We start from the raw sequence: 22,038 nt of genomic DNA, 5'->3' as shown, positions 1-22,038 counted from the left end.
GATCCGTCACACGCCCGTGACCTGCAGGACTGTCGACCGGGCTAGGGTCCCACCCCGTGACCGACACGACCCACAGCACCGCGTCCCGCCGACAGCTCCTCACGATGGCAGCCGTCGGCGGCGCCGGCCTCTTCGCCGCCCAGCCCGCCCACGCCACCTCCCCCCGCTCCGCCGGGGCCAAGGCCGGCCCGGACAAGCCGTTCCGGCTCACCGTCCTCGGGACCACCGACCTGCACGGCCACGTCTACAACTGGGACTACTTCGGCAACAAGGAGTACGACGACCGGAGCGGCAACGACATCGGCGTCGCCAAGGCCGCCACGCTCGTCAAGGCCGTCCGCGAGGAGCGCGGCGCCGCGTCCTGCCTCACCCTCGACGCCGGCGACACCATCCAGGGCACGCCGCTCGCGTACTACTACGCGAAGATCGAGCCGATCACCGAGGGCGCGGAGCACCCGATGGCCACGGCGATGAACGCCCTCGGCTACGACGCCGCCGCCCTCGGCAACCACGAGTACAACTACGGCATGGACGTCCTGCGGGCGTTCGAGGACCAGTGCGACCACCCGCTGCTGTCCGCGAACTCGGTGGACTGGGACACCGGTGAGCCGGTCTTCCCGCCCTACGTCCTCAAGCGGGTGAAGATCCCCAACGACAAGACGGTCACGGTCGGCATCCTCGGCCTGGTCACCCCCGGCGTCGCCATCTGGGACGCCGCGAACGTCGAAGGCAAGGTGCGCTTCCCCGGCATCGTCGAGCAGGCGAAGGTCATGGTGCCGCGGATGAAGGCCGGGGGCGCCGACGTCGTCGTCGTCTCCTGCCACTCCGGCGCGACCCCGTCCTCGAGCTACGGCGACGCCCTGCCCTACCCGGAGAACGCGAGCCAGCAGCTGGCCGAGGAGGTCGCGGACATCGACGCGATCCTCGTCGGGCACGCGCACGTCGAGATCCCGCAGCGCTTCGTGACGAACAAGGTCACCGGCAAGGACGTCCTGCTCAGCGAGCCGCTGTACTGGGGCATGCGGGTGAGCGTCATGGACCTCGACCTGGTCAAGGTCCGCGGCCGCTGGTCGGTGGCCTCGGCCGGCGCGACCGTGCTCAACGCCAACACCGTCCCGGAGGACGCGCAGGTGGCCGCCCTCGTCCGGCCGGCGCACGAGAAGGTGCTGGCCTACGTGAACTCCGTCATCGGCACCTGCACCCAGGCGATGTCGGCCGCGACCTCGCGCTACGAGGACACGGCGGCGATGGACTTCATCAACCTCGTGCAGGCGCAGGCGGTCAAGGACGCCCTGGCCGGCACCCCGCAGGAGGGGACCCCGGTCCTGTCCATCGCGGCGCCGTTCAACAAGGACGCCGCGATCCCTGCGGGCGAGGTCACCGTCCGCGACGTCGCCGGCCTGTACATCTACGACAACACGCTCATCGGCGTCACGCTCACGGGCGCCCAGGTCAAGGACTACCTGGAGAAGTCGGCGACCTACTTCCGGCAGGTCTCCTCGGCCGGACCGTTCACCCCGGACCAGGTGACCAACGCCGTCACCCCGACCGCGCCCAACGGCACGCCGGACTACAACTACGACATCATGGGCGGCCTCGACGCCGACCTCACCTACGACATCGACATCGCCGCCGCCCCCGGGTCGCGGATCACCGGACTCGCCTACGGCGGGGCGCCGGTGGCCGCCGGCGACTCGTTCGTCATCGCCATCAACAACTACCGGCAGTCCGGCGGCGGCAACTTCCCGCACGTCAAGGACGCCCCGGTGGTCTACAACCGGCAGGTCGAGATCCGTCAGCTGCTCATCGACTGGGTGAGCGCCCAGGGCCAGATCGACCCGCCGAGCTTCTTCTCGGTCGACTGGAGGCTCACCGCGAACGGCACCCCGGTCGTCATCACCGACTGACCGGCCCGCGGGCTCACCCCTCGCCGGGGTCGCCGCCGGAGACGGCGGCGGCCTCGACGAGCGGGCCGGTGCGGAAGCCGAGGTGGGTGACGAGGCAGATCGCCGTGTTCGCCCGCAGGACGTGGACGTCGTCGATGATCTCGTCGATGACCCGGCCGAGGTCGGCGTTGTCCCGCGCGGCCACCCGCACGACGAGGTCACCGACCCCGGTGATCGAGTGGATCTCCAGCACCTCGGGGATGGCCGAGAGGTGCGCGACCACCGGGGCGTGCCCCTGGCGCTGCGAGATCTCCAGCGTGCAGAACGCCGTCACCGGGTAGCCGAGCGCCCCCGGCTCGACCTGCGGGGCGAACGAGGCGATGACACCGCGCTCCTGCAGCCGGTCCAGCCGCGCCTGCACCGTCCCGCGGGCCACGCCGAGGGTGCGGGAGGCGCCGAGCACGCCGATGTGCGGTTCGGCGGTGAACAGGGCAATGATCCGGGCGTCGAGGTCGTCGACGCCGTCGTGTCTGGCCATGCGACACATCGTCCAGTGCGACCCCCCTCCGAGGCAACACCGTGCGCATCGTGACCACCGTGTCGTGGTGTGGTTGCACATGGTGACGACGGGGGACGACAGTGGCGGGATGACCGACACGACGACGACGTCCGACCGCATCGACCTCACCGACCAGGAGCGCGACGCCGAGCTGGACCTGCACCAGCTCAAGCAGCTCGTGGGCCTCGTCGAGTACGACGAGAGCACCGACCCGTTCCCGGTCACCGGGTGGGACGCCATCGTCTTCGTCGTCGGCAACGCCACGATGGCGGCGCACTACTACCAGAGCGCCTGGGGGATGGAGCTCGTCGCGTACGCGGGGCCGGAGAACGGGACCAAGGACCACAAGGCGTTCGTCCTGCGCTCAGGCTCGATCCGCTTCGTCGTCAAGGGCGCGGTGAGCCCGGACAGCCCGCTCGTCGAGCACCACGCGCGGCACGGCGACGGTGTCGTCGACATCGCCCTCGAGGTGCCCGACGTCGACGTGTGCGTCGAGCAGGCCCGCAGCGCCGGCGCCACGATCCTCCAGGAGCCCGTCGAGCTCACCGACGACTTCGGCACCGTGCGGATGGCCGCCATCGCCACCTACGGCGAGACCCGGCACAGCCTGGTCCAGCGCGTCGTCGACGGCACGACCTACGCCGGCCCGTACCTGCCCGGGTTCCAGGAGGCGCAGTCGACCTTCGTCAAGCGCGACGGCGCCCCGAAGCGGCTGTTCCAGGCGCTGGACCACATCGTCGGCAACGTCGAGCTCGGGAAGATGGAGGAGTGGGTCGGCTTCTACAACAAGGTCATGGGCTTCACGAACATGGCCGAGTTCATCGGCGACGACATCGCCACCGACTACTCGGCCCTGATGTCCAAGGTCGTCGCCAACGGCAACCACCGCGTGAAGTTCCCGCTCAACGAGCCGGCCGTCGCGAAGAAGAAGAGCCAGATCGACGAGTACCTCGAGTTCTACGGCGGTCCCGGCGCCCAGCACCTGGCCCTGGCGACGAACGACATCCTGCGCACCGTCGACGAGCTGCGCCGCGAGGGCGTGGAGTTCCTCGCCACCCCGGACGCCTACTACGAGGACCCGGAGCTGCGCTCGCGCATCGGCGAGGTCCGGGTGCCGATCGAGGAGCTGCAGAGACGCGGCATCCTCGTGGACCGCGACGAGGACGGCTACCTCCTCCAGATCTTCACCCGGCCGCTCGGCGACCGGCCCACGGTGTTCTTCGAGATCATCGAGCGGCACGGCTCGCTCGGGTTCGGCAAGGGCAACTTCAAGGCGCTCTTCGAGTCCATCGAGCGGGAGCAGGACAAGCGCGGCAACCTCTGAGGTCGGCATGCCTCCGGCGCCCGCCCGCGGCGATGCGGGCGGCGCCGGTGCCGCGTGGGACGATGCCGACATGAGCACGCCCACCTCGCCCGGCTGGTACGAGGACCCCGAGGACGCCGACCAGCTGCGCTACTTCGACGGCGTCGTCTGGAGCGCGCACACGACACCGCTGCGCTCGCCGACGGCGGCGAGCTCGACGATCGGGCACGCCCCGACGGTCGAGAGCGCCGCCGAGCGGGCGGCCCGGGCCGAGCGCGAGACCGCCGCCCGGCGGGGCGGGAGCTCGTCCTGGAGCGCACCGCCGGTGCCCAGCGGCACAGCCGCCCCGACCCTCCCCGACGGGGCGGTGCTCGCGCAGTGGTGGCGCCGGCTGCTCGGCCGGGCCGTCGACTGGCTGCTGACGACGGTCGTCTCGGCGGTGCTCCTCACCCCGTTCCTCGGCTCCTTCGCCACCGCCGCCCAGCAGTACTTCGACGACGTCCTCGCCGGCCGGACCGGGGGCGAGGCCGCGTTCCAGGCGGCGGTGGCCGACATCGTGCTGCCGGTCACCCTCGTCACCTCCCTCGTCGGGCTCCTCTACGAGGTCGGCTTCCTCGTCTGGCGGTCCGCCACCCCGGGCAAGATGGCGCTCGGGACCGTCGTGCGGCCGGTCGACGCCCCGGGCGGGGTGTCGCTGGTCGTCGCGCTGCGGCGCCAGGCCATCGCCCTCCTCACGGCCGCCCTCGGGCTCAACGTCCTCCTCGGCTACCTCGGCGCGATCCTCGAGCTGCTCGACCCCGCCTGGCTGCTGTGGGACCCGCGCCGCCAGTGCCTGCACGACAAGGTGGCCGGCACCGTCGTCGTCCTGCGATCGTGACCGACGGGCCGCCGCCCGAGGTCGTCGAGCTCGCCGGGCGGCTGTTCGACCTCGCCCGGTCCGGGTCCGCCGACCTGCTGGCCTACGTCAACGCCGGGGCGCCGGCCGACCTCGCGAACGGCTCGGGCGACACCCTCGTCATGCTCGCCGCCTACCACGGGCACGCCGCGCTGGTGAGCGGCTTGCTGGAGCGTGGGGCCGACGCCGACCGCGCCAACCTGCGCGGTCAGACGCCGCTGGCCGGGGCGGTCTTCAAGGACGAGCGGGCGGTGGTCGAGGCCCTCGTGGCCGGTGGCGCCGACCCCGACGCCGGGACCCCGAGCGCGCGGGACGCCGCGGCGATGTTCTCCTCGACCCTGGCCGACCTCCTGCCCCCGCCCCGCTGACCCCGGCACCGGCGCGGCCGGGCCGGCTCAGACCGCCGGACGGACCGTCCCCGTGCACTCCCCGAACCCGACGACGCTGCCGTCCGGGCCGGGGGCGGTGGCCCGCAGCGTCACGGTGTCCCCGTCCTCGAGGAAGGAGCGCTGCGAGCCGTCGTCGAGGGTCAGCGGCTCCTGGCCGCTCCAGGACAGCTCGAGGAAGGAGCCGCGGGTGCCGGGGTCGGCGCCGCTGATGGTGCCGGAGCCGAAGAGGTCCCCGGGCCGGATCGTCGCCCCGTTCACCGTCAGGTGGGTGAGCATCTGGACCGGGGACCAGTACATGTCGCGGTACTCGGGCCGGGAGACGGCGGTGCCGTTCCACTCGACCTCGACGTGGACGTCGAGGCCGTAGGCGGTGCCCGGCCCGCCGTCGGCGCCGTCCCGGCCGCGCAGGTAGGGCAGGGGCTCCGGATCCTGGCCGGGCAACGGCACCCGGGCGGCGCGGAGGGCGTCGGTGGTGACCACCCACGGGCCGACCGTCGTCGCGAAGGACTTGCCGAGGAACGGCCCGAGCGGCACGTACTCCCAGGCCTGGAGGTCGCGGGCGGACCAGTCGTTGAGCAGCACGACGCCGAAGAGGTGGTCGTCGGCGTCGTCGAGGTCGACGCGCCGCCCGAGCCCGGTGGCCGGGCCGCCGACGACGAAACCGAGCTCGGCCTCGATGTCCAGGCGGACGCTGGGGCCGAAGACCGGCGCCTCCTGCGTCGGGGGCCGGCGCTGGCCGGTGGGGCGCACGACGTCGGTGCCCGAGACGACGACCGTCCCCGCCCGGCCGTGGTACCCGATGGGCAGGTGCTTCCAGTTCGGGGTGAGCGGCTCGGAGTCCGGCCGGAAGATGCGGCCGACGTTGGTGGCGTGGTGCTCGCTGGCGTAGAAGTCGACGTAGTCGGCGACGGTGAACGGCAGGTGCATCGTCACCTCGCCGACGGGGACGAGGTTCGGCTCGACGCAGTCGCGCGCGGCGTCGTCGGAGAGGTGGTCCTGCAGCCAGGCGCGGGCCGCGGTCCACGCCGGGCGGCCCTCGGCCAGGAAGGCGTCGAGGCTGCCGCCGCGCCACACCACCGCCGACTCCATGCCCGCCCGCTCGGCGCAGGCGGCGAGGTCGAGCACGTGGTCGCCGACCCGGACCCCGACCCGGCGCTCGCCGTCCGGGCCGCCGGTGGAGAAGACGCCGTAGGGGAGGTTGTGGAGGCCGAAGGGGTGGTCGGCGGGCAGGTCGAGCCAGGTCATGGCGGTCCTTCCGGTGCGGTCAGGGGGTGAGGCCGAGGTCGGCGAGCTCGCCGAGCGGGTCGGTGACGGTGCAGCAGCCGTAGGCGGTGAACGCGGCCCGCACCCGGCGGACGGTGTCGTCGGTCCAGGCCGCGACGAGGTCCGCGACGGCTCGCGCGTCGCGGACGGCCAGCAGTCCCGCCACCTCGTCGGGGCAGCCGCCGTCCAGCGCGGCGGCCGTCGCCACGAGGACGTCGAGCAGCCCGTGGTTCTCCTCGGGGACCCCGTCCACGGGGTAGGAGCCGCGCACGGCGTGGTGCAGGCCGCCGGTGAGCCGGAACGGCACGGCCGCGGCGGCGGCGCCGACGAGGAAGCCGGCGAGCACGGCCTCGTCCGGCCAGGGCCAGGTCGGCGTCGGGCCGGTGCGGAACTTGGCCACGACGGACCGGCCCGCGGCGACGGCCGCCCGGACCTGCGCGAGGGCCGCCTCCTGCGCGGGGCCCTCGCGGGGCACCTCGAGGGCGAGCGGCGGGTCGCCGGGCAGGTCGGGGACACCCGTTCCCGGGGCCCAGGCGAGCTCGGCGCCGCGGAGGTCGACGCGCGGGTCGGCGCCCAGCAGGGTCAGTGCGCCGTCGAGCACCGCGGGGTCGGTGCCCGGGCGGGCGACGACGGCGACGTCGAGCGGGGCCGCGTCCTGCGTCCCGCGCTCCAGCAGGACGAGGAGGTCGGGGGCGGCCGCGGCCGGCACGAGCAGGGGACCGACGGCGGGGGAGTAGGCCGCGGCGCGGTGCCGCCCGTGGGCGGCGACGGCGTCCCGCAGGGGGCTGTTGCCGGGCGGGAAGACGGCGGCGTCGTCGACGAGGGCGTGGAGCAGCCCCGGGGTCGTCGACGACATGCCGTCAACCTATCGCGGGGGGACGGGGGCACGACGCGACCCCGGTCGGGCCCGGGCGCGGGCGGCGGAGGCCGCCGCCCGCGCCCGGGACGTCGCGGTCAGGACCGGCCCGGGCCGGTCCCCTCGTACCCGGCGAGGAAGCCGGAGACCCAGGACAGCGGGGCGTTCCAGTTCACCGTGATCTCGTTCGTCGACCACGAGCCGATCTCGTCGATGTAGCAGAACTGGTCGACGCAGCCTGCGAGGTTCGCCGCGGCCACCGGGTCGCCGGTGCTCGTCGCCGTGGAGTTCGGACCACCGGCCACCGTGCCGTCCGGCGGCGAGGGCAGGCGCGGGTCGAGCGAGTGCGCGTACCAGCGGCTGTGCTGCTGGTGGGACGAGACGTCGCCGTAGCCCGTGACGTAGGACCGGTCCAGGGCGTTGCGGCCGAGGAGGTAGTCCATCCCGCTCGCGACGCCGTCGGCGTACCTCCGCTTCCCGGAGAGGTCGTAGGCGGTCCCGACGACCTGCAGGTTGTTGAGGACGGCCGAGTTGGAGCCCCACACCCAGTCGCCGTCGGCCGGGTCGTAGGGCTGGCCGAACGGCTCGTCCCGCTCGGTCCGCAGGAGGCTGTCGGCGGCCCGCAGGACCGAGCGCTGGACGGCCTTGCGGCCGGGCAGGCGGCTGTCGACGGTCGCGAGGTCGAGCCGGCCCATGCCGGCCACGTCCTGCCACCAGAAGCCGTCGGCCAGGTCGCGCGAGGTGTGATGCGGCGAGGCGAGGACGGCGGTGCGGTACCGCGCGTCACCGGTGGTCAGGTACAGCTCTGCCGCGGCCCAGTAGAACTCGTCGGACACGTCGTCGTCCTCGTAGGGGCCGCTGCCCGGGTTGGGGTCGAGCGCGGGGTCCGCGGCCGGCTCCAGGAGGTCCGGGGTCCGCTCGGCGGCGGCGTAGGAGGACCGGGCGGCGGCCAGCAGCCGGTCGGCGAACGCGGCGTCGTAGGGCCGGAACAGCCGGGCGCCCTGCGCGGCCGCGGCGGCCAGGTTGAGCGTCGCCGCCGTCGACGGCCGGTGCAGGACCCGCGGCTGCGGGTCGTCGGCCGGCAGCAGGGGGAGTCCGGTCCAGTCGGCGTCGGCGACCTTGTGGTAGGCCATGCCCGCGTACTGCTCGCCGGCCGGGACCTGCATCCGCAGCATCCAGTCCAGCTCCCAGCGGACCTCGTCGAGCAGGTCCGGGACGCCGTTGCCCGCCTCGGGGATGGACAGCGTGCCGTCGGCGTAGGCGGCCGGGTCGGCGGCGCCGGTTCTCGTCCGCTCGAACTCCTGCATGAGCTGGGCGACCGAGATCCCGCCGTTGACGACGTACTTGCCCATGTCGCCGGCGTCGTACCAGCCTCCGGTGACGTCGTGGGTGCCCGAGCAGGTCCACGGCGTCGCGTAGAGCCGCTGCTTGTCGTCGCCCAGCGGCAGGCAGGGCACGGCGGTGTCGCCCCGGTTCGGCGCGACGCCGACGTGACCGGCCCGGCGCCCGTAGCCCGGCGCGAGGGCGTCGTCGATCGCGATGCCGCTGCGGTTGGTGTAGTAGAAGGTCTTGCTGTCGGTGCGCAGTCCGGCGTAGAGGTCGGACGCGATGTCGAACGGGAAGCTCGTCTGGTCCCCGACGCTCAGGGTGTACCCGCGTCCGGGCGTGCGGTAGGCCGAGAAGTCGGCGACGTGCACGGCGACGCCGGCGCTGTCCTCGACGCCCTCAGGCCTCGTCGTGCCGCGCCGCACGACGGTGCCGTCGGCGTTCCGGAGCAGCCAGCGCTGGGGCTCGGTGGCGTCGGTGACGATCGTCGCCTCCTTGGTGCCGTCGGGCAGGTAGCCGACCTGGTTCACCCGCACGGCGGAGTGGATGTCCGGCCGGTAGACCTCGGGCTCGGCGCCTCCGGTCACCGACACGTCGTCGACGCAGAACCGGTAGGCGGCGTCGTTGGTGATGTCCTGCTGGAAGGTGAGGTTGGCCTGCGCGTAGTCTCGGTCGGCGGTGAAGGTCGCGGTGACGGCCCGGGGCTCGGGGGTCAGCGGCACCTTGCGGGCGGTGAGGAACTCCGCGTAGTTGATGTCCGGGCCGCCCTGGATGACGATGCGGATGTTGGCCGCGGTCGCCGGCTCGCTGAGGATCGTCGCGGAGAAGGCGTACGTCTCGCCCTCCACCATGGGGATCTTCTGCTCGATGGCCGCGCCGTAGGCGCCGGTGCCGGCCGGGACGTCCACGCAGCCGCGGCCGTCGACGACCGCCGCGGTGGGGTAGGCGTTCCAGCCGGTGAGGCCGTCGTCGAAGGTGCCGTTGACGACCTGCTCGGGTCCGGCGGCGCCCGCGGGCGTCGCCGGGAGGGCGACGGTGAGAGCGGCGGCGGCCAGACCGGCCGCCGCGAGGACGAGTGGTCGCCGGACGGGCGCCGCGGTGGGGACACGTCGTTGTGCCATGGCGGGTTCCTTGGGTCGGGAGTCGAGGGAGGGGCCGCCGCCGGCGCCGGGCTCGACGGGGGTCGGACCGGTCCCGGCGGCGTGCAGCGATAACGGTATCGGCGCACGGCCTTCGACACCACCGGTGGCGTGGGCGGATCTCGCGGGGATCCTGCCCGTCGCCGACCTAGGGTGGCCCCATGAGCCGTGACGACGACGAGGGCCAGGTCTCCGAGGTGCAGCAGATGGACACCGCCGAGGCCGACACGCCCATCAGTGACAGCCAGTCCGTGAACGGCCAGCCGGACTCCGACTCCGGTGAGGTGCAGGAGGGCCCGGCCGGCCCGAACGCCAAGGTGCCGGGCGCCGACGACGAGCACCCCGAGGTCCGCGAGTAGCCCGCCAACCACGCCCCCGCCGGCTCGGGTCAGCCGGCCAGCGCGCCACGCAAGACCTGGGCGACGTGCCGCTCGACGTCGAGACTGTCCAGGGGGGCGGGGCTCGACGGAGCGGTCCGGTGCGGGTCCGGGTGCGGGAGCGGTCAGACCCGGCCGCGGACCGGAGTGCGCTCGATGTCGTCCGCCCCGTCGTCCGGCATCGTCATCTCGGCGCGGACCCCGAGCAGCCGGACTTCGCGCCCCTCCTCGAGGTGGTCGGCGAGCAGCGCCTGCACGGTCTCGTGCACCGGCGCGGCGTCCGAGGTGGCCGCGGGCAGCTTCCGGCTGCGGTTGACGGTGAAGAACGGCGCGTAGCGGATCTTCAGGCCGACCCGCTGCACCGGCCGCCCCTCGCGGGCGACGTCCTCCAGGGCCTGCGCGGTGAGCACCCGGACGGCGTCGCGCACCTGCTCCGGGGTCGTGAGGTTCTCCTGGTAGGTCGTCTCGCGGCTGTGGCTGCGCGCGACCCAGGGCGCGTCGTCGACCTCGGCGCTGCCCTCCCCGCGCCCGAGGGAGGCGTACCAGGGGCCCATCCGCGGCCCGAACTCGGTGACGAGGTCGGCCTCGTCGGCGCCGGCCAGCTCGTCGACGGTCCGGATGCCGAGGGCGTCGAGCCGTCCCGCCACCCGGGAGCCGACGCCCCAGAGCGCCGACGTCGGCCGCGCGCCCATGACCTCTCGCCAGTTCTCCGCGGTCAGGCGGAAGACCCCGCGCGGCTTGCCGAAGTCGGTCGCGATCTTCGCGCGTACCCGGGTGTCGCCGACGCCGACCGAGCAGTGCAGCCGGGTCGCGTCGAGCACCGCCGCGCGGATGCGGTGGGCGAGCCCCTCGGGGTCCTGCGTGTCACCCCCGACGAACATCTCGTCCCAGCCGAGGACCTCGACGACGAGGTCGAGCCCACGGACGGCGGCGACGACGCGCTCGGAGGCCTCGAGGTAGTGCGGCGCGTCGACCGGGAGGAACACGGCGTCCGGTGCCTTGCGGGCCGCGACGCGCAGCGGCATCCCGGAGCGCACGCCGTGCTCGCGGGCCTCGTAGGACGCGGTGGAGACGACGGCCCGCTCGGTGGGGTCGCCCCGGCCCCCGACGACGACCTCGCGTCCGGCCAGCTCGGGGTGACGGAGCACCTCGACGGCCGCGATGAACTGGTCGAGGTCGACGTGCAGGACGTACGGGTAGGAGCGCGCCACGGTCAGCTCGCGGGTCGCGGTCCGGCCGGGTGGGTCAGCGCCGCGGGTCCTCGGGCAGCGGGGTGCGGGCCGCGTCCTCGACGCGCGGGTTCTCGCGGGTCCCCCGGCGACGGGCGTCTTTCACGAGCGCGCGGGCGAGCCGCACCGTGGACGACGGGATGCGGAAGGTCCCCTGCGGTCCGGTCGTCGCGGTCATGGCGCCTCCTCCTGGTCGACCTCCCCATTGTCACCCGGCGGGCCCGTGAGGTCCACCTCCTCCCCGTCGCCGCGCTCGCGGTGCGACAGCTCGTCGCCGAGGCGGATCCGGGCGATCCGCCGGGCCAGGTCCCGGTCGTCGTCGCTGCCGAGGTCGGAGCCGATGAGGTCGGCGAGCAGTTCGTCGCCGATCTGCTGCTTCGCGGGGTCGTCGGCGGTCACGAGCGCGATGGCCTCGTCGAGCCGCTGCCGCCACTCGCCGCGTCCCTGCTGGCGCTGGCCGCGCAGGGCGACCCAGGCCGCCCCGCCCGACCCGGCGAGCGCGCCGGCGAACGCGAGCACCGCGACCACCCAGTCCATCGGGCCATCGTGGCGGACCGGTCCGACATCCGCCGCCGGGACGCCGCGCCGGCACCGCCCGCGAGCACGGACGGGCAGATTGTGGGGTCCGCCGGGGGCGGGCCGGGACGGACCTGGGCACGCTGCGGCGGGCCGCGGGGGAGGGGTGCCGGTGACGGACCCACGTCCTAGGGTGGCCACCAGCAGGCGCGGACGCCCGGGCACCCACCGGACGGACCGCGGAGCCCCGACCACAGCGAGGTGGAGTCCGACCGTGGCGCACTACCAGGCGATGGGCAGCATCCCCCCGAAGCGGCACACCCAGCACCGCCGGCCCGCGGGCCGGGCCGGCCAGGGCGAGCTGTACTACGAGGAGCTCATGGGCGAGGAGGGCTTCAGCAGCGACTCCAGCCTGCTCTACCACCGCAACATCCCGTCGACGATCACCGGGGCGCGGGAGTGGACGCCCGGTGACCTGTCGACGACGCCCAACCACCCGCTGACCCCGCGGCACCTGCGGCTGCACGACCTGTTCGCGGCCAAGGACGTCAAGACCACCGACGTCGTCACCGGGCGGCGGCTCGTGCTCGGCAACGGCGACGTGCGCATCTCCTACGTCGTGGCCGGCGAGCCCAGCCCCTGGTACCGCAACGGCGTCGGCGACGAGTGCGTCTACGTCGAGCGCGGCAGGGCCCGGGTCGAGACCGTGTTCGGGGCGTTCGACGTCGCGGAGGGCGACTACGTCGTCGTGCCGCGGGCCACGACGCACCGCTGGGTGCCGCGCCGCTCGACCAAGGACCCGCTGCGCGCGTACTGCATCGAGGCCAACAGCCACATCGCGCCGCCCAAGCGCTACCTCAGCAAGTACGGGCAGCTGCTCGAGCACGCCCCGTACTGCGAGCGCGACCTGCGCGTCCCGGAGGGCCCGCTGCTCGCGGAGGACGTCGGCGCCTCGGCCGGCGAGGAGTCCGAGGTCTACCTCAAGCACCGCGGCAACGGCCCGGGCGGGATCGCGGGCACCGTCCACGAGCTGCCCTTCCACCCGCTCGACGTCGTCGGCTGGGACGGCTGCCTGTACCCGTACGTCTTCAACGTGCGCGACTTCGAGCCGATCACCGGGCGGGTGCACCAGCCGCCGCCCGTGCACCAGGTCTTCGAGGGCTGGAACTTCGTCATCTGCAACTTCGTGCCGCGCAAGGTCGACTACCACCCCCTGTCGATCCCGGTGCCGTACTACCACTCCAACGTCGACAGCGACGAGATCATGTTCTACGTCGACGGGGACTACGAGGCCCGCAAGGGCTCCGGCATCGGCAAGGGCTCGGTCTCGGTGCACCCCGGCGGGCACGCGCACGGTCCGCAGCCCGGGGCCTCCGAGGCCTCGATCGGCACCGAGTACTTCGACGAGCTCGCCGTCATGGTCGACACCTTCCGCCCGCTCGAGCTCGGCGAGGCCGGCCGGGCGGTCGACGACGGCGTGTACGCCGACTCCTGGAACCGCGGGCGCGGCTGACCCCCGGCCGCGGGACGGGCGCCCGCCCCGGCCCCGCGGACGTGCGCACCGCCGCCACCCACCTATCCTGGGCACCGTGTCGCTCGCGCCCGTGACCGAGGAGGTCGTCCGGCCCGCCGAGGACGTGTCCCCCGACGTCCCGTGGGTGACGATCGTGTGGAACGACCCGGTGAACCTCATGTCCTACGTGACCTTCGTGCTGCAGCAGCACTTCGGCTACGGGCGGGCCAAGGCCGAGAAGCTCATGATGCAGGTCCACGAGGAGGGTCGGGCGGTCGTCTCCAACGGCCCGCGCGAGTCGATGGAGGCCGACACCGAGGCCCTCCACGGCTACGGCCTGTGGGCCACCTTCCAGAAGGACTCCTGATGGCGCGCGCCTTCCGCCGCAAGGGGCGCGGCGAGGACTTGCGCTACGTCGCCTCGCTCGACGCCGACGAGCGCGACGTCGTCGCCTCGCTCATGGAGCAGGTCGCCGGCCTCCTGGAGCCGCCGGAGCAGACCGCCACCGGTGACGAGGCGTTCGACGCCCTCGTCGCGGGCATCTCGCTGGACGGCGACCCCGGCGCCGGCGACGCCGGTCCGGCGCAGGAGCGCCCCGGGGACCGCGACCCGGCGCTGGACCGGCTGCTGCCGGCCGCGCACCGCGAGGACGCCGAGGCGTCGCGGGAGTTCCGCCGCCTCACCGAGGGCGGCCTGCGACACCGCAAAGCCGACGGCCTCCAGCGCGCGGTCGCCGCGTTGCGGACCCCGGGCGGCGACCTCGCGCTCGACGCCCCCGCGGCGGGGACCTTCCTAACGGCGCTCACCGACGTCCGGCTCGTGCTCGGCTCGCGGCTCGGGCTGGAGTCCGACGAGGACCTGGACGCGCTCGAGGCGCGCGCGGCCCGCCTGGACCCCGCCGACCCGCTCGGTCACGCGCTGGCCCTCTACGACTTCCTCACCTGGCTCCAGGAGACGCTGGCGTCCGCCCTGCTGCGGGCATGAGCGCGCAGCGGCGGCGGCGCGCCGGCGTCGTCCTGGCCGCGGTGGCCGCGGTGGTCCTCGGCCTGGCGGTCCTCTGGCCCGACGGGTCCCTGGTCAACCGCGGCGTCGTCGCCGTCTACGTCTTCTTCCTCCAGCGCGGGATGCCGCAGGCGGTGCTCCCGGAGCACTACGCGGCGGTGCTCAACGTCCTCGGCTTCGTGCCGCTCGGCTGGCTCGGGGTCGTGCTGCTGCGTCGCGGCGTCCTCGCCGTCACCCTCGGCCTCGGCGCGCTGAGCGTGCTCGTCGAGCTGGTCCAGCTGCTCCCGGTCCTCCAGCGCGAGGCGAGCCTGCTGGACGTCGCCTGCAACACCGGCGGCGCGCTGGTCGGCGCCCTGGTCGCGTCACGAGCGGACCAGCAGCCCCACGGTGACGAGGGCGTCGACGAACGCCGCGACGTCCGCGGCGACGACGTCGGCTGAGGTGCCGGCCGCCGCGGCGACCCGCCCGACGACCTCCTCGAGGCTCCCGCCCGGGAGGGCGGCGTGCCAGACGAGGGCCCCGGAGCCCTGGAGCACGAGCGGCGGGCCGTCCGGCAGCACCGCGGCGTAGACGACCTCGTCGGCCTCCACCCACCCGGCCTGCGCGGCGAGGACGAGGGGCCCGGTCACCGGCGCACCCGCCGGGCGCCGCGGACGACGAGGGCCCGGGTGCCGGTGCCGAGGCGGTGGACGAAGGCGAGCGCGACGTCGGCTCCCCGCGGCTCGCGGCCGAGGCGCTGACGCAGGTAGTAGCGGTTGACCCCGAGCGAGCGGACCGCCACCGACGCCTTGGCCGCCGGGCCTCGGGCGGAGCGCCACCGGGCCCGCCACTCGCCCAGCCGGTCGTCGTCCCCGGCGAAGACCTCCCACAGCGCGGCCTCGCGGGAGCCGGCGTGGACGCCGAGCTCACCGGTGGCCGCCGCCAGGCCGACGGTGGCCCCCGTGCGCTCGGCCAGGGTGCGCAGGTGACGTCGCTCGTCCTCGGTCCGCAGCGTCCAGTTGGGTCCGACGTCGGGGTGGACCCCGCCCGTGCGGGTCCGGGCGGCGTGCAGCAGGAGGAGCAGTGACTGGCCGAGCGGGCTCGGGACCGGGCAGGGCACGTGCCCGAGGTCGCGGCAGACCCGCTCGGCCCACAGCACCTCGAACGCCGCCGCGGGGTCACGGTCCATCCCGGGGAAGAGCCGGTGGACGTCGAGGAGCCCCCACGAGGAGTGGTACAGGTTCGCGGCGTGGTCGAAGGCGGAGCCGGCGCCGAAGGTCGTCTCGGTCCGCCAGCCGTGCGCGTGCAGCGCGGCGAGGAACCGGCGCACGTGGGCCGGCCGGACGAGCACGTCGGCGTCGGTGCCGCGGCCGTCGTGGCCGCGCAGCCCGGGGTCGACGGCCGGTCCCTTCACGTGGAGCAGGTCGACGCCGCAGGACTCGGCGAGACGCTGGACGGCGGCGTGGGCGAGCTCGACGCGCACCCGCAGGGGGACCAGCTGCCCCTCCGTCACGGCCTCCGACACGGCCCCCACTGTAGGTCCGGAGGGAGTCACGACACGGGAACCGCCCGAGGCTCCGCGCCCGGCGACGCCCCGCGGGTAGCATCGAGCGCGACCCTGCCGCCACACCCGGCGCCGTCCACCGCCGAGGACGTCTCGTGACCCTGCTCGACTTCGTCCGCCTCACCCGGACCCATCTGCTCTTCCTCGTCGTCCTCACCCTCGCCGGCGGGGCCGCCGCCTACGGCCTGACCCTGAGGATGCCCTCGGTCTACCTCGCCGACGCCAGCGGCTACGTCCGCATCGACGGGGCGGGCGCGAGCACGGGCGAGAGCATCGCCGCGAACTCCCTCGGTGGCTCCAAGGCCGACTCCTACCTGCCGCTCGTCACGAGCCGGGCCGTCGCCCAGCGCGCGATCACCGCGACGGGCATCGACGCCTCGCCCGAGGACGTCGCCCGACGGGTCACCGGCACCGTCGCCGAGAACTCGGTGATCATGCAGGTCACGGCCACCGGACCCACGCCGGACGAGAGCCGCCGCCTGGCCGACGCCGTCATCAAGGCCACCGCGCAGGAGGCCAACCGGATCGAGACGACCGGCTCGAACGCCAAGAACATCGTCACCATCGTGCCCATCGAGTCCGCCCTGCCCGGACGCCGGATCGCCCCGGACCCGCCGCGCAACGTCCTCATCGGGATCGGCCTGGGCCTGCTCGTCGCCTACCTGCTCGTCTTCGTCCGCCGGCAGCTCGACACCCGGCTGCGCAGCGCCCAGGACGTCGAGGCGGCCACGGGCGCCAGCGTCCTCGGCGTCGTCCCGGTGACGAGCGAGCTGCGCGTGCAGGGCGGGCGGGGGCGGCTGGACCACCTCGGCATCGCCTCGGAGTCCTTCCGGCAGATCCGCACCAACCTGCGCTTCGTCGGCGTCGACGACCCGCCGCGGAGCATCGTCGTCACCAGCGCCAACGCCCACGAGGGCAAGTCGACGGTCTCCTCGACGCTGGCCCGGGTGCTCGGCGAGGCCGGCCAGCGGGTCGTCATCGTCGACGCCGACCTGCGCCGGCCCACGCTGGCCAAGGTCTTCGAGGCCCCGGGGTCGATCGGGCTCTCGCACGTGCTCACCGACCAGGTCGACCTCGAGGACGCGTTCCAGCCCACCGACCAGGAGAACGTCCGGCTCATCACCTCGGGCCGCACCCCGCCGAACCCCAGTGAGCTGCTCGGCTCGGCGCGGATGCACGAGCTCGTGCGCGAGCTGACGGTCGACAACATCGTCATCCTCGACGCCCCGCCCCTGCTGCCGGTCACCGACGCGGGGGTGCTGTCGGCGTCCTGCGACGGCTCGCTGCTCGTCTTCGCCGTCGGACGGACGCACAAGGAGCAGGCCGAGCTCGCGGCCCGGATGATGGGTCAGGTCGGGGGCCGGGTCCTCGGCGTCGTGCTCAACATGGCCCCGAAGCGGCGGGCCGGCGGGGTCATGTACGGGTACGGCTACGGCGGCTACGCCTCGTACGCCTCGGACACCAAGACCCGCAAGGACTACGCGAAGGCGGCCTCGCGCGGCAAGCACGCCGAGTGAGCCGGGCCGGGCGCCGGGGCGACCGGAGGCCGGCGGGGCCGGTCAGTAGGCGCCGCGGCCGGTGAGCACCGCGGACACGGTGCGCCACAGGATCGCGAGGTCCTGGACCAGCGACCAGTTGTCGACGTAGTACAGGTCGAGGCGCACCGAGTCCTCCCAGGACAGGTCCGAGCGCCCGGAGACCTGCCAGAGGCCGGTCATCCCGGGGCGGACGGCGAGCCGGGTGCGCACCTCGTCGGTGTACTGCTCGACCTCGCCGGGCAGCGGGGGTCGCGGGCCGACGAGGCTCATCTCGCCGCGCAGCACGTTGAGGAACTGCGGGGTCTCGTCGACCGAGAAGCGGCGGATGACCCGGCCCGGCGGGGTGACCCGCGGGTCGTGGGCGTCCTTGAAGAGGACGTGGTCCTCGCCGTGCATGTTCTCGGCCACCTCGGGGCGCAGCCGGTCGGCGTCGACCACCATCGAGCGGAACTTCAGGCAGTCGAAGAAGTCGCCGTGCCGCCCGACCCGGCGCTGCCGGAAGATCACCGGGCCGCCGTCGTACCGGCGGATGGCCACCGCCGTCGCCAGGAGCACCGGGCTCGCGAGGACGAGGCACAGCCCGGCGCCGACGATGTCGAACGCGCGCTTGGAGACCCGGCTGGCGCGGTGCGCGCGCGGGCCCTCGAGCTCCATGAGGTGCAGCCCCGCGGCCGGGCGGGCGCGGACCCGGTCGGTGGAGACGTCGGTGAGGCTCGGGACGAGCATGATCTGCACGTTCGTGTCCTCGAGGTCCCAGGCCGCGCGGCGCATCGCCCGGGCGGAGGAGACGGCACCGCCGGCGAACAGGACGATGTCGCAGTCGGCGTCGCCGACGACCGCGGCGGTGCGGGCCGTCGTGCCGAGGACGGGGATGCCGCCGGGCGTGACGTCGGTGTGCTCCGACGGGGGGACGAGGGCGCCGACGACGGTGAACCCCAGCCACGGCTCGCGGCGCAGCACGGTGGTCACCTCGTCGACCGAGGCCGCGGAGCCGGCGACGACGACCCGGTGGCACAGCAGGCCGCGTCGCCGCAGGAGGTGGACGACCCGGCGCAGCAGGTGACGGCCGAGCAGCAGCAGCGGGACGCCGATGATGATGAGGAGGAAGAAGAACCCGCGCGAGAGCGGCACCTTGCCGAGGAAGCTCACGACCCCGATGGCGCCGGCGGCGACGAGGGAGGCCCGCACGACGAGCTTGTACTCCTGGGTGCCGGCGCCGAGCAGGTGCGGGGCGTAGCCGCCGGAGAGGGCGATGACGGCGAACCAGCCGAGGACGATCGGCGGACCGGCGGCGGCCACGAGCTCGGGGACGTCCCCGGCCTCCCGGAAGACCGGCAGGACCGCCCGGCCGAAGCCCGCGGAGAGGGTGACGACGACGAGCAGGAGGAGGTCGACGAGCATCGCGGCCACGACCGGCGCCCGGCGGTTCCACCGGGTGGAGCGTCGGTCGAGCGTCGGGGCCAGCAGCTCGTGAACCGTCATCGGGGTCGTGGCGTCGGGGACGGGGGGCGTCCCGGCATCATCACCCGGGCCCGGCGCCGGCGTGGCGGCCGCGGCGCGCTTCGGTCCGTTCGGACGACCCCCGGGGTCCGGCACCGCCCCGGGCCCGCTCACGGTCGCCCCGCGGTCACGACGCCGCCCCGAGGGCGTCGACCTCGGCCCGCAGCCGCTCGTGGAAGCGGGGCTCGGTGAAGGTCTCGGCGTGGGCGCGCAGGGCGCCGGCGTCGAAGGGGTGGGCCCGGGCGCGGGCGATGCCGTCGCGCAGCAGCGCGGGCTCGGGCGCCCGGACGTGCAGCCCGGTCGTGCCCTCGACCACGGTGTCGAGGTAGCCGCCGGCGCCGAGGGTGAGGGCGGGCACCCCGAAGGCGGCGGCCTCCAGTGGTGAGAGGCCGTAGTCCTCGACGCTCGGCGCCACGAGGAGACCGGCGTGGGCGTAGACCCAGCGGACCTGCGCGTCGGTGAGGCCGGACACGAGGCGGACGGTGTCCGGCGCCCCGGCGACCAGGGCGCGCCGCAGCGGGCCGTCCCCGACGACGACGAGCCGCTCGGAGGTCCCGCGGACGGCCTCGACCACGGCCCCGACGTTCTTGTAGGGCAGGAGGCGCGAGACGACGAGGAGGTAGCGCTCGCCGGCCCAGTCGGCGAGCTCCGGCACCGGCTCCCGCTCGGCCCCGGCGTCCATGGCGTGCGGGGCGGGCACGACGGCGGCGTCGAGGCCGTAGGTGTCGCGGATCCGGTCGCGCACCACGCGGGAGATGGCGAGGTAGCGGTCGTGGCGGCGGGCGGCCGCGGCGTCCCAGCGGCGCAGGGCCGGTCGCAGCGCGAGCAGGGCGACACCCTTGGGCGAGCGCCGCGCGGGACCACCGAGGTAGGTGTCGGTCTGGTAGAGCCAGCGGGCGGGGGAGTAGCAGTAGACGACCGACCGGCCGGTGTGCCGGAAGCCGTGCGCCCAGCCGCTGGAGGACACGACGGTGACGTCGGCCTCGACCCGCGTCGCCGAGGCCGCCGGGGCGTAGAGCGGCAGCCCGGCCCGGTGGTCGCGCCGCACCGGCCCGACCCGGTTGAGCGGCGAGGGGCGCACGTCCTGCCCGGCGAACTCGGGGTAGATCGACCCGGGCTCGTGGAGCAGGGTGTGCACCGGGGCCCCGGGGAAGGCCCGGGTCATCGCGAGGACGACCCGCTCCGCCCCGCCGCGCTGGGTGAGGTAGTCGTGCGCGATGGCCACGGTGCGCCCGTCGGGCCGCCGGTGGGTCACGAGGGCTCCTCGGCGTCGACCATCCGCGCCACGAGCTCGGCGAAGCCGACGGTGGGCGCCCAGCCGAGCTCCTCGCGGGCCCGGCTCGCGTCGCCGACGAGCAGGCTGGGGTCGGCCGGGCGGACCAGCGCCTGGTCGACGGTGACGAGCCGCTCCCAGTCCTCGACCCCCGCCCGCGCGAAGGCGGCGGCCACGAAGTCGCGGACGGTGTGCGCCTCGCCCGTGGCGACGACGTAGTCCCCGGGGGTGTCGTGCCGGACCGCCCGCACCATGGCGTCGACGTAGTCCGGCGCCCACCCCCAGTCGCGGCGGGCGTCGAGGTTGCCGAGGACGATCCGGTCGGCGCGGCCGGCGGCGATGGCCGCGACGGTCGAGGTGATCTTGCGGGTGACGAAGCTCGGCGGGCGGCGCGGAGACTCGTGGTTGTAGAGGACGAGGGAGGTGGCGTGCTGCCCCCGGGCCCGGGCGATGCCGACGGCGTGGTGGGCGAGGGCCTTGGCCGCGCCGTACGGGCTCACCGGCCGGATCGCGGTCCGCTCGTCCTGCGGTGAGTGCTCTGGCTCCCCGAAGATCTCCGCGCTCGCGGCCTGCACCACCCGCACCGGGCGGCCGGTGCGCTCCTGCGTGCTGCGGGCGGCCTCGAGCAGGACGACCGCCGCGGTGCCGTTGACCGTCGTGGTCAGCAGCGGCTCGGCCCAGGACTGGGCCACCGAGCTGACGCCGCCGAGGTTGTACAGCTCGTCGGGCGCGACCCGGTCGACGACGGCGGCGACGTCGGCCGCCGGCCCGCCGAGGTCGCACTCGTGGACGACGAGCCCGTCGGGCACCGGGCCGCCGCCGAGGTCCTCGCCGCGGACCAGGCCGTGCACCTCGGTGCCCTCGGCGAGCAGGCGCTCGACGAGGTAGCCCCCGTCCTGGCCGGTGGCTCCGGTGACGAGGGCGACGGTCACCGGGCCGCGCGCAGGACCGAGAGGTCGTGGTCGACCATCATGTGCACGAGCTCGTCGAAGCCGACGGTGGGCCGCCAGCCCAGCCGGTCGCGGGCCTTGCTCGCGTCGCCGATGAGCTGGTCGACCTCGGCCGGCCGCATGAAGCGCGGGTCCTGGCCGACCCGGTCGGACCAGTCCTCGATGCCGACGTGGGAGAAGGCGATGTCGAGCAGCTCGCGGATGGAGTGGGTCTCGCCGGTGGCGAGGACGTAGTCGTCGCCGGCCGGCTGCTGCAGCATCCTCCACATGCCCTCGACGTAGTCTCCGGCGAAGCCCCAGTCCCGCTGCGCGTCGAGGTTGCCCATGACGATGCGGTCCTGGAGGCCGAGGGCGATGCGCGCGACGGCCATCGAGACCTTGCGGGTGACGAACTCCGGTCCGCGCCGCGGCGACTCGTGGTTGAAGAGGATGCCCGAGGACGCGTGCATCCCGTAGGACTCGCGGTAGTTGATCGTCATGTAGTGGCCGAAGACCTTGGCGACGCCGTAGGGCGAGCGCGGCCACAGCAGGGTGGTCTCGCGCTGCGGCACCTCCTGGACCTTGCCGAACATCTCCGAGCTGGACGCCTGGTAGAAGCGCGTGCGGGTGGGGTCGGAGCCGCAGAAGAGGCGGACGGCCTCGAGCATGTTGAGGACGCCGTTGCCCGTGACGTCGGTGGTGACCCGCGCGTTGTCCCACGAGTAGGCGACGAAGGAGACCGCCCCGAGGTTGTAGACCTCGTCGGGCTGGGTGGCCGACATCGCCCGCATGAGCGAGGACAGGTCGGTGAGGTCGCCGGTGTGCAGGGTGACTTCCGGGACGACCTCGGCCACGAGGTCGCGCTTGGGGTTGTTCTGGCCGCGGACGATGCCGTGCACCTCGTAGCCCTTGCCGAGCAGCAGCTCGGCGAGGTACAGGCCGTCCTGACCGGTGATGCCGGTGATCAGGGCTGTGGGCATGGGGCAACGCTCGCTCTCGTCG

Annotated in this window: 23 protein-coding genes; 10 read left to right on the top strand and 13 right to left on the bottom strand. The window is 74.3% G+C overall.

What is annotated here, in order from left to right; genetic code table 11:
* Positions 1 to 56 precede the first annotated feature (56 nt).
* Complete coding sequence (locus tag EPD83_RS12215) at positions 57 to 1,907, top strand: bifunctional metallophosphatase/5'-nucleotidase (protein WP_235950557.1); 1,851 nt, start codon at positions 57 to 59, stop codon at positions 1,905 to 1,907.
* A gap of 13 nt (positions 1,908 to 1,920) precedes the next feature.
* Here EPD83_RS12215 and EPD83_RS12210 read toward each other — a convergent pair whose 3' ends face one another.
* Positions 1,921 to 2,424: an Lrp/AsnC family transcriptional regulator gene (locus tag EPD83_RS12210; RefSeq protein ID WP_128366529.1), complete on the bottom strand. Its 504-nt coding sequence runs from the start codon at positions 2,422 to 2,424 to the stop codon at positions 1,921 to 1,923.
* Between the two features lie 109 nt (positions 2,425 to 2,533).
* Here EPD83_RS12210 and hppD point away from each other — a divergent pair, with 109 nt between their 5' ends.
* The 3 genes from hppD (at position 2,534) to EPD83_RS12195 (ending at position 5,011) form a co-directional block, all read left to right on the top strand.
* Positions 2,534 to 3,769 carry a 4-hydroxyphenylpyruvate dioxygenase gene (hppD, locus tag EPD83_RS12205; protein WP_128366528.1) on the top strand — a complete coding sequence of 412 codons (1,236 nt, stop codon included), beginning with the start codon at positions 2,534 to 2,536 and terminating at the stop codon, positions 3,767 to 3,769.
* Positions 3,770 to 3,839: 70 nt separating this feature from the next.
* Positions 3,840 to 4,625 carry an RDD family protein gene (locus EPD83_RS12200; protein ID WP_165566637.1) on the top strand — a complete coding sequence of 262 codons (786 nt, stop codon included), beginning with the start codon at positions 3,840 to 3,842 and terminating at the stop codon, positions 4,623 to 4,625.
* A complete protein-coding gene (locus tag EPD83_RS12195; protein ID WP_165566632.1) occupies positions 4,622 to 5,011 on the top strand; it encodes an ankyrin repeat domain-containing protein in 390 nt (129 codons plus the stop codon). The genes EPD83_RS12200 and EPD83_RS12195 overlap by 4 nt, the downstream gene beginning before the upstream one ends.
* Before the next feature lie 27 nt (positions 5,012 to 5,038).
* Here EPD83_RS12195 and fahA read toward each other — a convergent pair whose 3' ends face one another.
* The 3 genes from fahA to EPD83_RS12180 all read right to left on the bottom strand — a co-directional run bounded on the left by fahA (position 5,039) and on the right by EPD83_RS12180 (position 9,598).
* Positions 5,039 to 6,277 carry a fumarylacetoacetase gene (gene fahA, locus EPD83_RS12190; protein ID WP_165566631.1) on the bottom strand — a complete coding sequence of 413 codons (1,239 nt, stop codon included), beginning with the start codon at positions 6,275 to 6,277 and terminating at the stop codon, positions 5,039 to 5,041.
* A 19-nt stretch (positions 6,278 to 6,296) separates the two neighbouring features.
* Positions 6,297 to 7,151 carry a hypothetical protein gene (locus EPD83_RS12185; RefSeq protein ID WP_164896317.1) on the bottom strand — a complete coding sequence of 285 codons (855 nt, stop codon included), beginning with the start codon at positions 7,149 to 7,151 and terminating at the stop codon, positions 6,297 to 6,299.
* 98 nt (positions 7,152 to 7,249) lie between these two features.
* Positions 7,250 to 9,598 (bottom strand): glycoside hydrolase family 9 protein, encoded by a 2,349-nt coding sequence (locus EPD83_RS12180; protein ID WP_165566630.1) that lies wholly within the window; start codon positions 9,596 to 9,598, stop codon positions 7,250 to 7,252.
* 179 nt (positions 9,599 to 9,777) lie between these two features.
* Between EPD83_RS12180 and EPD83_RS12175 the strand changes: the two genes are divergently transcribed.
* Positions 9,778 to 9,975, top strand: a complete 198-nt coding sequence (locus EPD83_RS12175) for a hypothetical protein (RefSeq protein WP_128366471.1) — start codon at positions 9,778 to 9,780, stop codon at positions 9,973 to 9,975.
* 143 nt (positions 9,976 to 10,118) lie between these two features.
* Here EPD83_RS12175 and EPD83_RS12170 read toward each other — a convergent pair whose 3' ends face one another.
* Genes EPD83_RS12170 through EPD83_RS12160 form a run of 3 tightly spaced genes read right to left on the bottom strand, consistent with a single transcriptional unit; the run spans position 10,119 to position 11,759 of the window.
* Entirely contained in the window at positions 10,119 to 11,204 is a 1,086-nt protein-coding gene (locus tag EPD83_RS12170; RefSeq protein ID WP_165566629.1) for a DNA polymerase IV, read from the bottom strand.
* Between the two features lie 34 nt (positions 11,205 to 11,238).
* Complete coding sequence (locus EPD83_RS12165; RefSeq protein ID WP_164896319.1) at positions 11,239 to 11,400, bottom strand: hypothetical protein; 162 nt, start codon at positions 11,398 to 11,400, stop codon at positions 11,239 to 11,241.
* Positions 11,397 to 11,759, bottom strand: a complete 363-nt coding sequence (locus EPD83_RS12160) for a hypothetical protein (RefSeq protein ID WP_165566628.1) — start codon at positions 11,757 to 11,759, stop codon at positions 11,397 to 11,399. The genes EPD83_RS12165 and EPD83_RS12160 overlap by 4 nt, the downstream gene beginning before the upstream one ends.
* A 253-nt stretch (positions 11,760 to 12,012) precedes the next feature.
* Between EPD83_RS12160 and EPD83_RS12155 the strand changes: the two genes are divergently transcribed.
* From EPD83_RS12155 to EPD83_RS12140, 4 genes are all read left to right on the top strand, one after another.
* On the top strand, positions 12,013 to 13,251 hold the full coding sequence (locus tag EPD83_RS12155; RefSeq protein WP_128366474.1) for a homogentisate 1,2-dioxygenase: 1,239 nt from the start codon (positions 12,013 to 12,015) through the stop codon (positions 13,249 to 13,251).
* A gap of 76 nt (positions 13,252 to 13,327) precedes the next feature.
* A complete protein-coding gene (gene clpS / locus EPD83_RS12150; protein ID WP_128366475.1) occupies positions 13,328 to 13,618 on the top strand; it encodes an ATP-dependent Clp protease adapter ClpS in 291 nt (96 codons plus the stop codon).
* Positions 13,618 to 14,235, top strand: a complete 618-nt coding sequence (locus EPD83_RS12145; RefSeq protein ID WP_165566627.1) for a DUF2017 family protein — start codon at positions 13,618 to 13,620, stop codon at positions 14,233 to 14,235. The genes clpS and EPD83_RS12145 overlap by 1 nt, the downstream gene beginning before the upstream one ends.
* A complete protein-coding gene (locus EPD83_RS12140; RefSeq protein ID WP_165566626.1) occupies positions 14,232 to 14,693 on the top strand; it encodes a VanZ family protein in 462 nt (153 codons plus the stop codon). Before EPD83_RS12145 ends, EPD83_RS12140 begins: the two co-directional genes overlap by 4 nt.
* Here the strand turns inward: EPD83_RS12140 and EPD83_RS12135 are convergent.
* Together EPD83_RS12135 and EPD83_RS12130 are read right to left on the bottom strand one after the other, a co-directional pair.
* The gene (locus EPD83_RS12135) at positions 14,616 to 14,882 is read right to left on the bottom strand and encodes a PqqD family peptide modification chaperone (protein WP_164896752.1); all 267 of its coding nucleotides are present in this window, start codon (positions 14,880 to 14,882) and stop codon (positions 14,616 to 14,618) included. The two genes, EPD83_RS12140 and EPD83_RS12135, sit on opposite strands and share 78 nt — an antisense overlap.
* Complete coding sequence (locus EPD83_RS12130; protein WP_165566625.1) at positions 14,879 to 15,757, bottom strand: nucleotidyltransferase family protein; 879 nt, start codon at positions 15,755 to 15,757, stop codon at positions 14,879 to 14,881. The genes EPD83_RS12135 and EPD83_RS12130 overlap by 4 nt, the downstream gene beginning before the upstream one ends.
* A gap of 134 nt (positions 15,758 to 15,891) precedes the next feature.
* Here EPD83_RS12130 and EPD83_RS12125 point away from each other — a divergent pair, with 134 nt between their 5' ends.
* Positions 15,892 to 17,313 (top strand): polysaccharide biosynthesis tyrosine autokinase, encoded by a 1,422-nt coding sequence (locus EPD83_RS12125; RefSeq protein WP_128367295.1) that lies wholly within the window; start codon positions 15,892 to 15,894, stop codon positions 17,311 to 17,313.
* Positions 17,314 to 17,355: 42 nt separating this feature from the next.
* Here EPD83_RS12125 and EPD83_RS12120 read toward each other — a convergent pair whose 3' ends face one another.
* From EPD83_RS12120 to gmd, 4 genes are all read right to left on the bottom strand, one after another.
* Complete coding sequence (locus EPD83_RS12120; protein WP_128367296.1) at positions 17,356 to 18,816, bottom strand: sugar transferase; 1,461 nt, start codon at positions 18,814 to 18,816, stop codon at positions 17,356 to 17,358.
* 145 nt (positions 18,817 to 18,961) lie between these two features.
* Entirely contained in the window at positions 18,962 to 20,089 is a 1,128-nt protein-coding gene (locus EPD83_RS12115; RefSeq protein WP_235950552.1) for a glycosyltransferase, read from the bottom strand.
* On the bottom strand, positions 20,086 to 21,039 hold the full coding sequence (locus EPD83_RS12110) for a GDP-mannose 4,6-dehydratase (protein WP_165566624.1): 954 nt from the start codon (positions 21,037 to 21,039) through the stop codon (positions 20,086 to 20,088). The genes EPD83_RS12115 and EPD83_RS12110 overlap by 4 nt, the downstream gene beginning before the upstream one ends.
* Entirely contained in the window at positions 21,036 to 22,016 is a 981-nt protein-coding gene (gene gmd, locus EPD83_RS12105; protein ID WP_128367183.1) for a GDP-mannose 4,6-dehydratase, read from the bottom strand. Before gmd ends, EPD83_RS12110 begins: the two co-directional genes overlap by 4 nt.
* Between the last annotated feature and the right edge of the window lie 22 nt (positions 22,017 to 22,038).

Origin of the sequence: Phycicoccus flavus (assembly GCF_004025965.2) — a bacterium.
GTDB classification, from domain to species: Bacteria; Actinomycetota; Actinomycetes; order Actinomycetales; family Dermatophilaceae; genus Phycicoccus; species Phycicoccus flavus.
The sequence above is the reverse complement of the archived record's forward strand: the minus strand, read 5'-3'. Positions and strand labels throughout refer to the sequence as shown.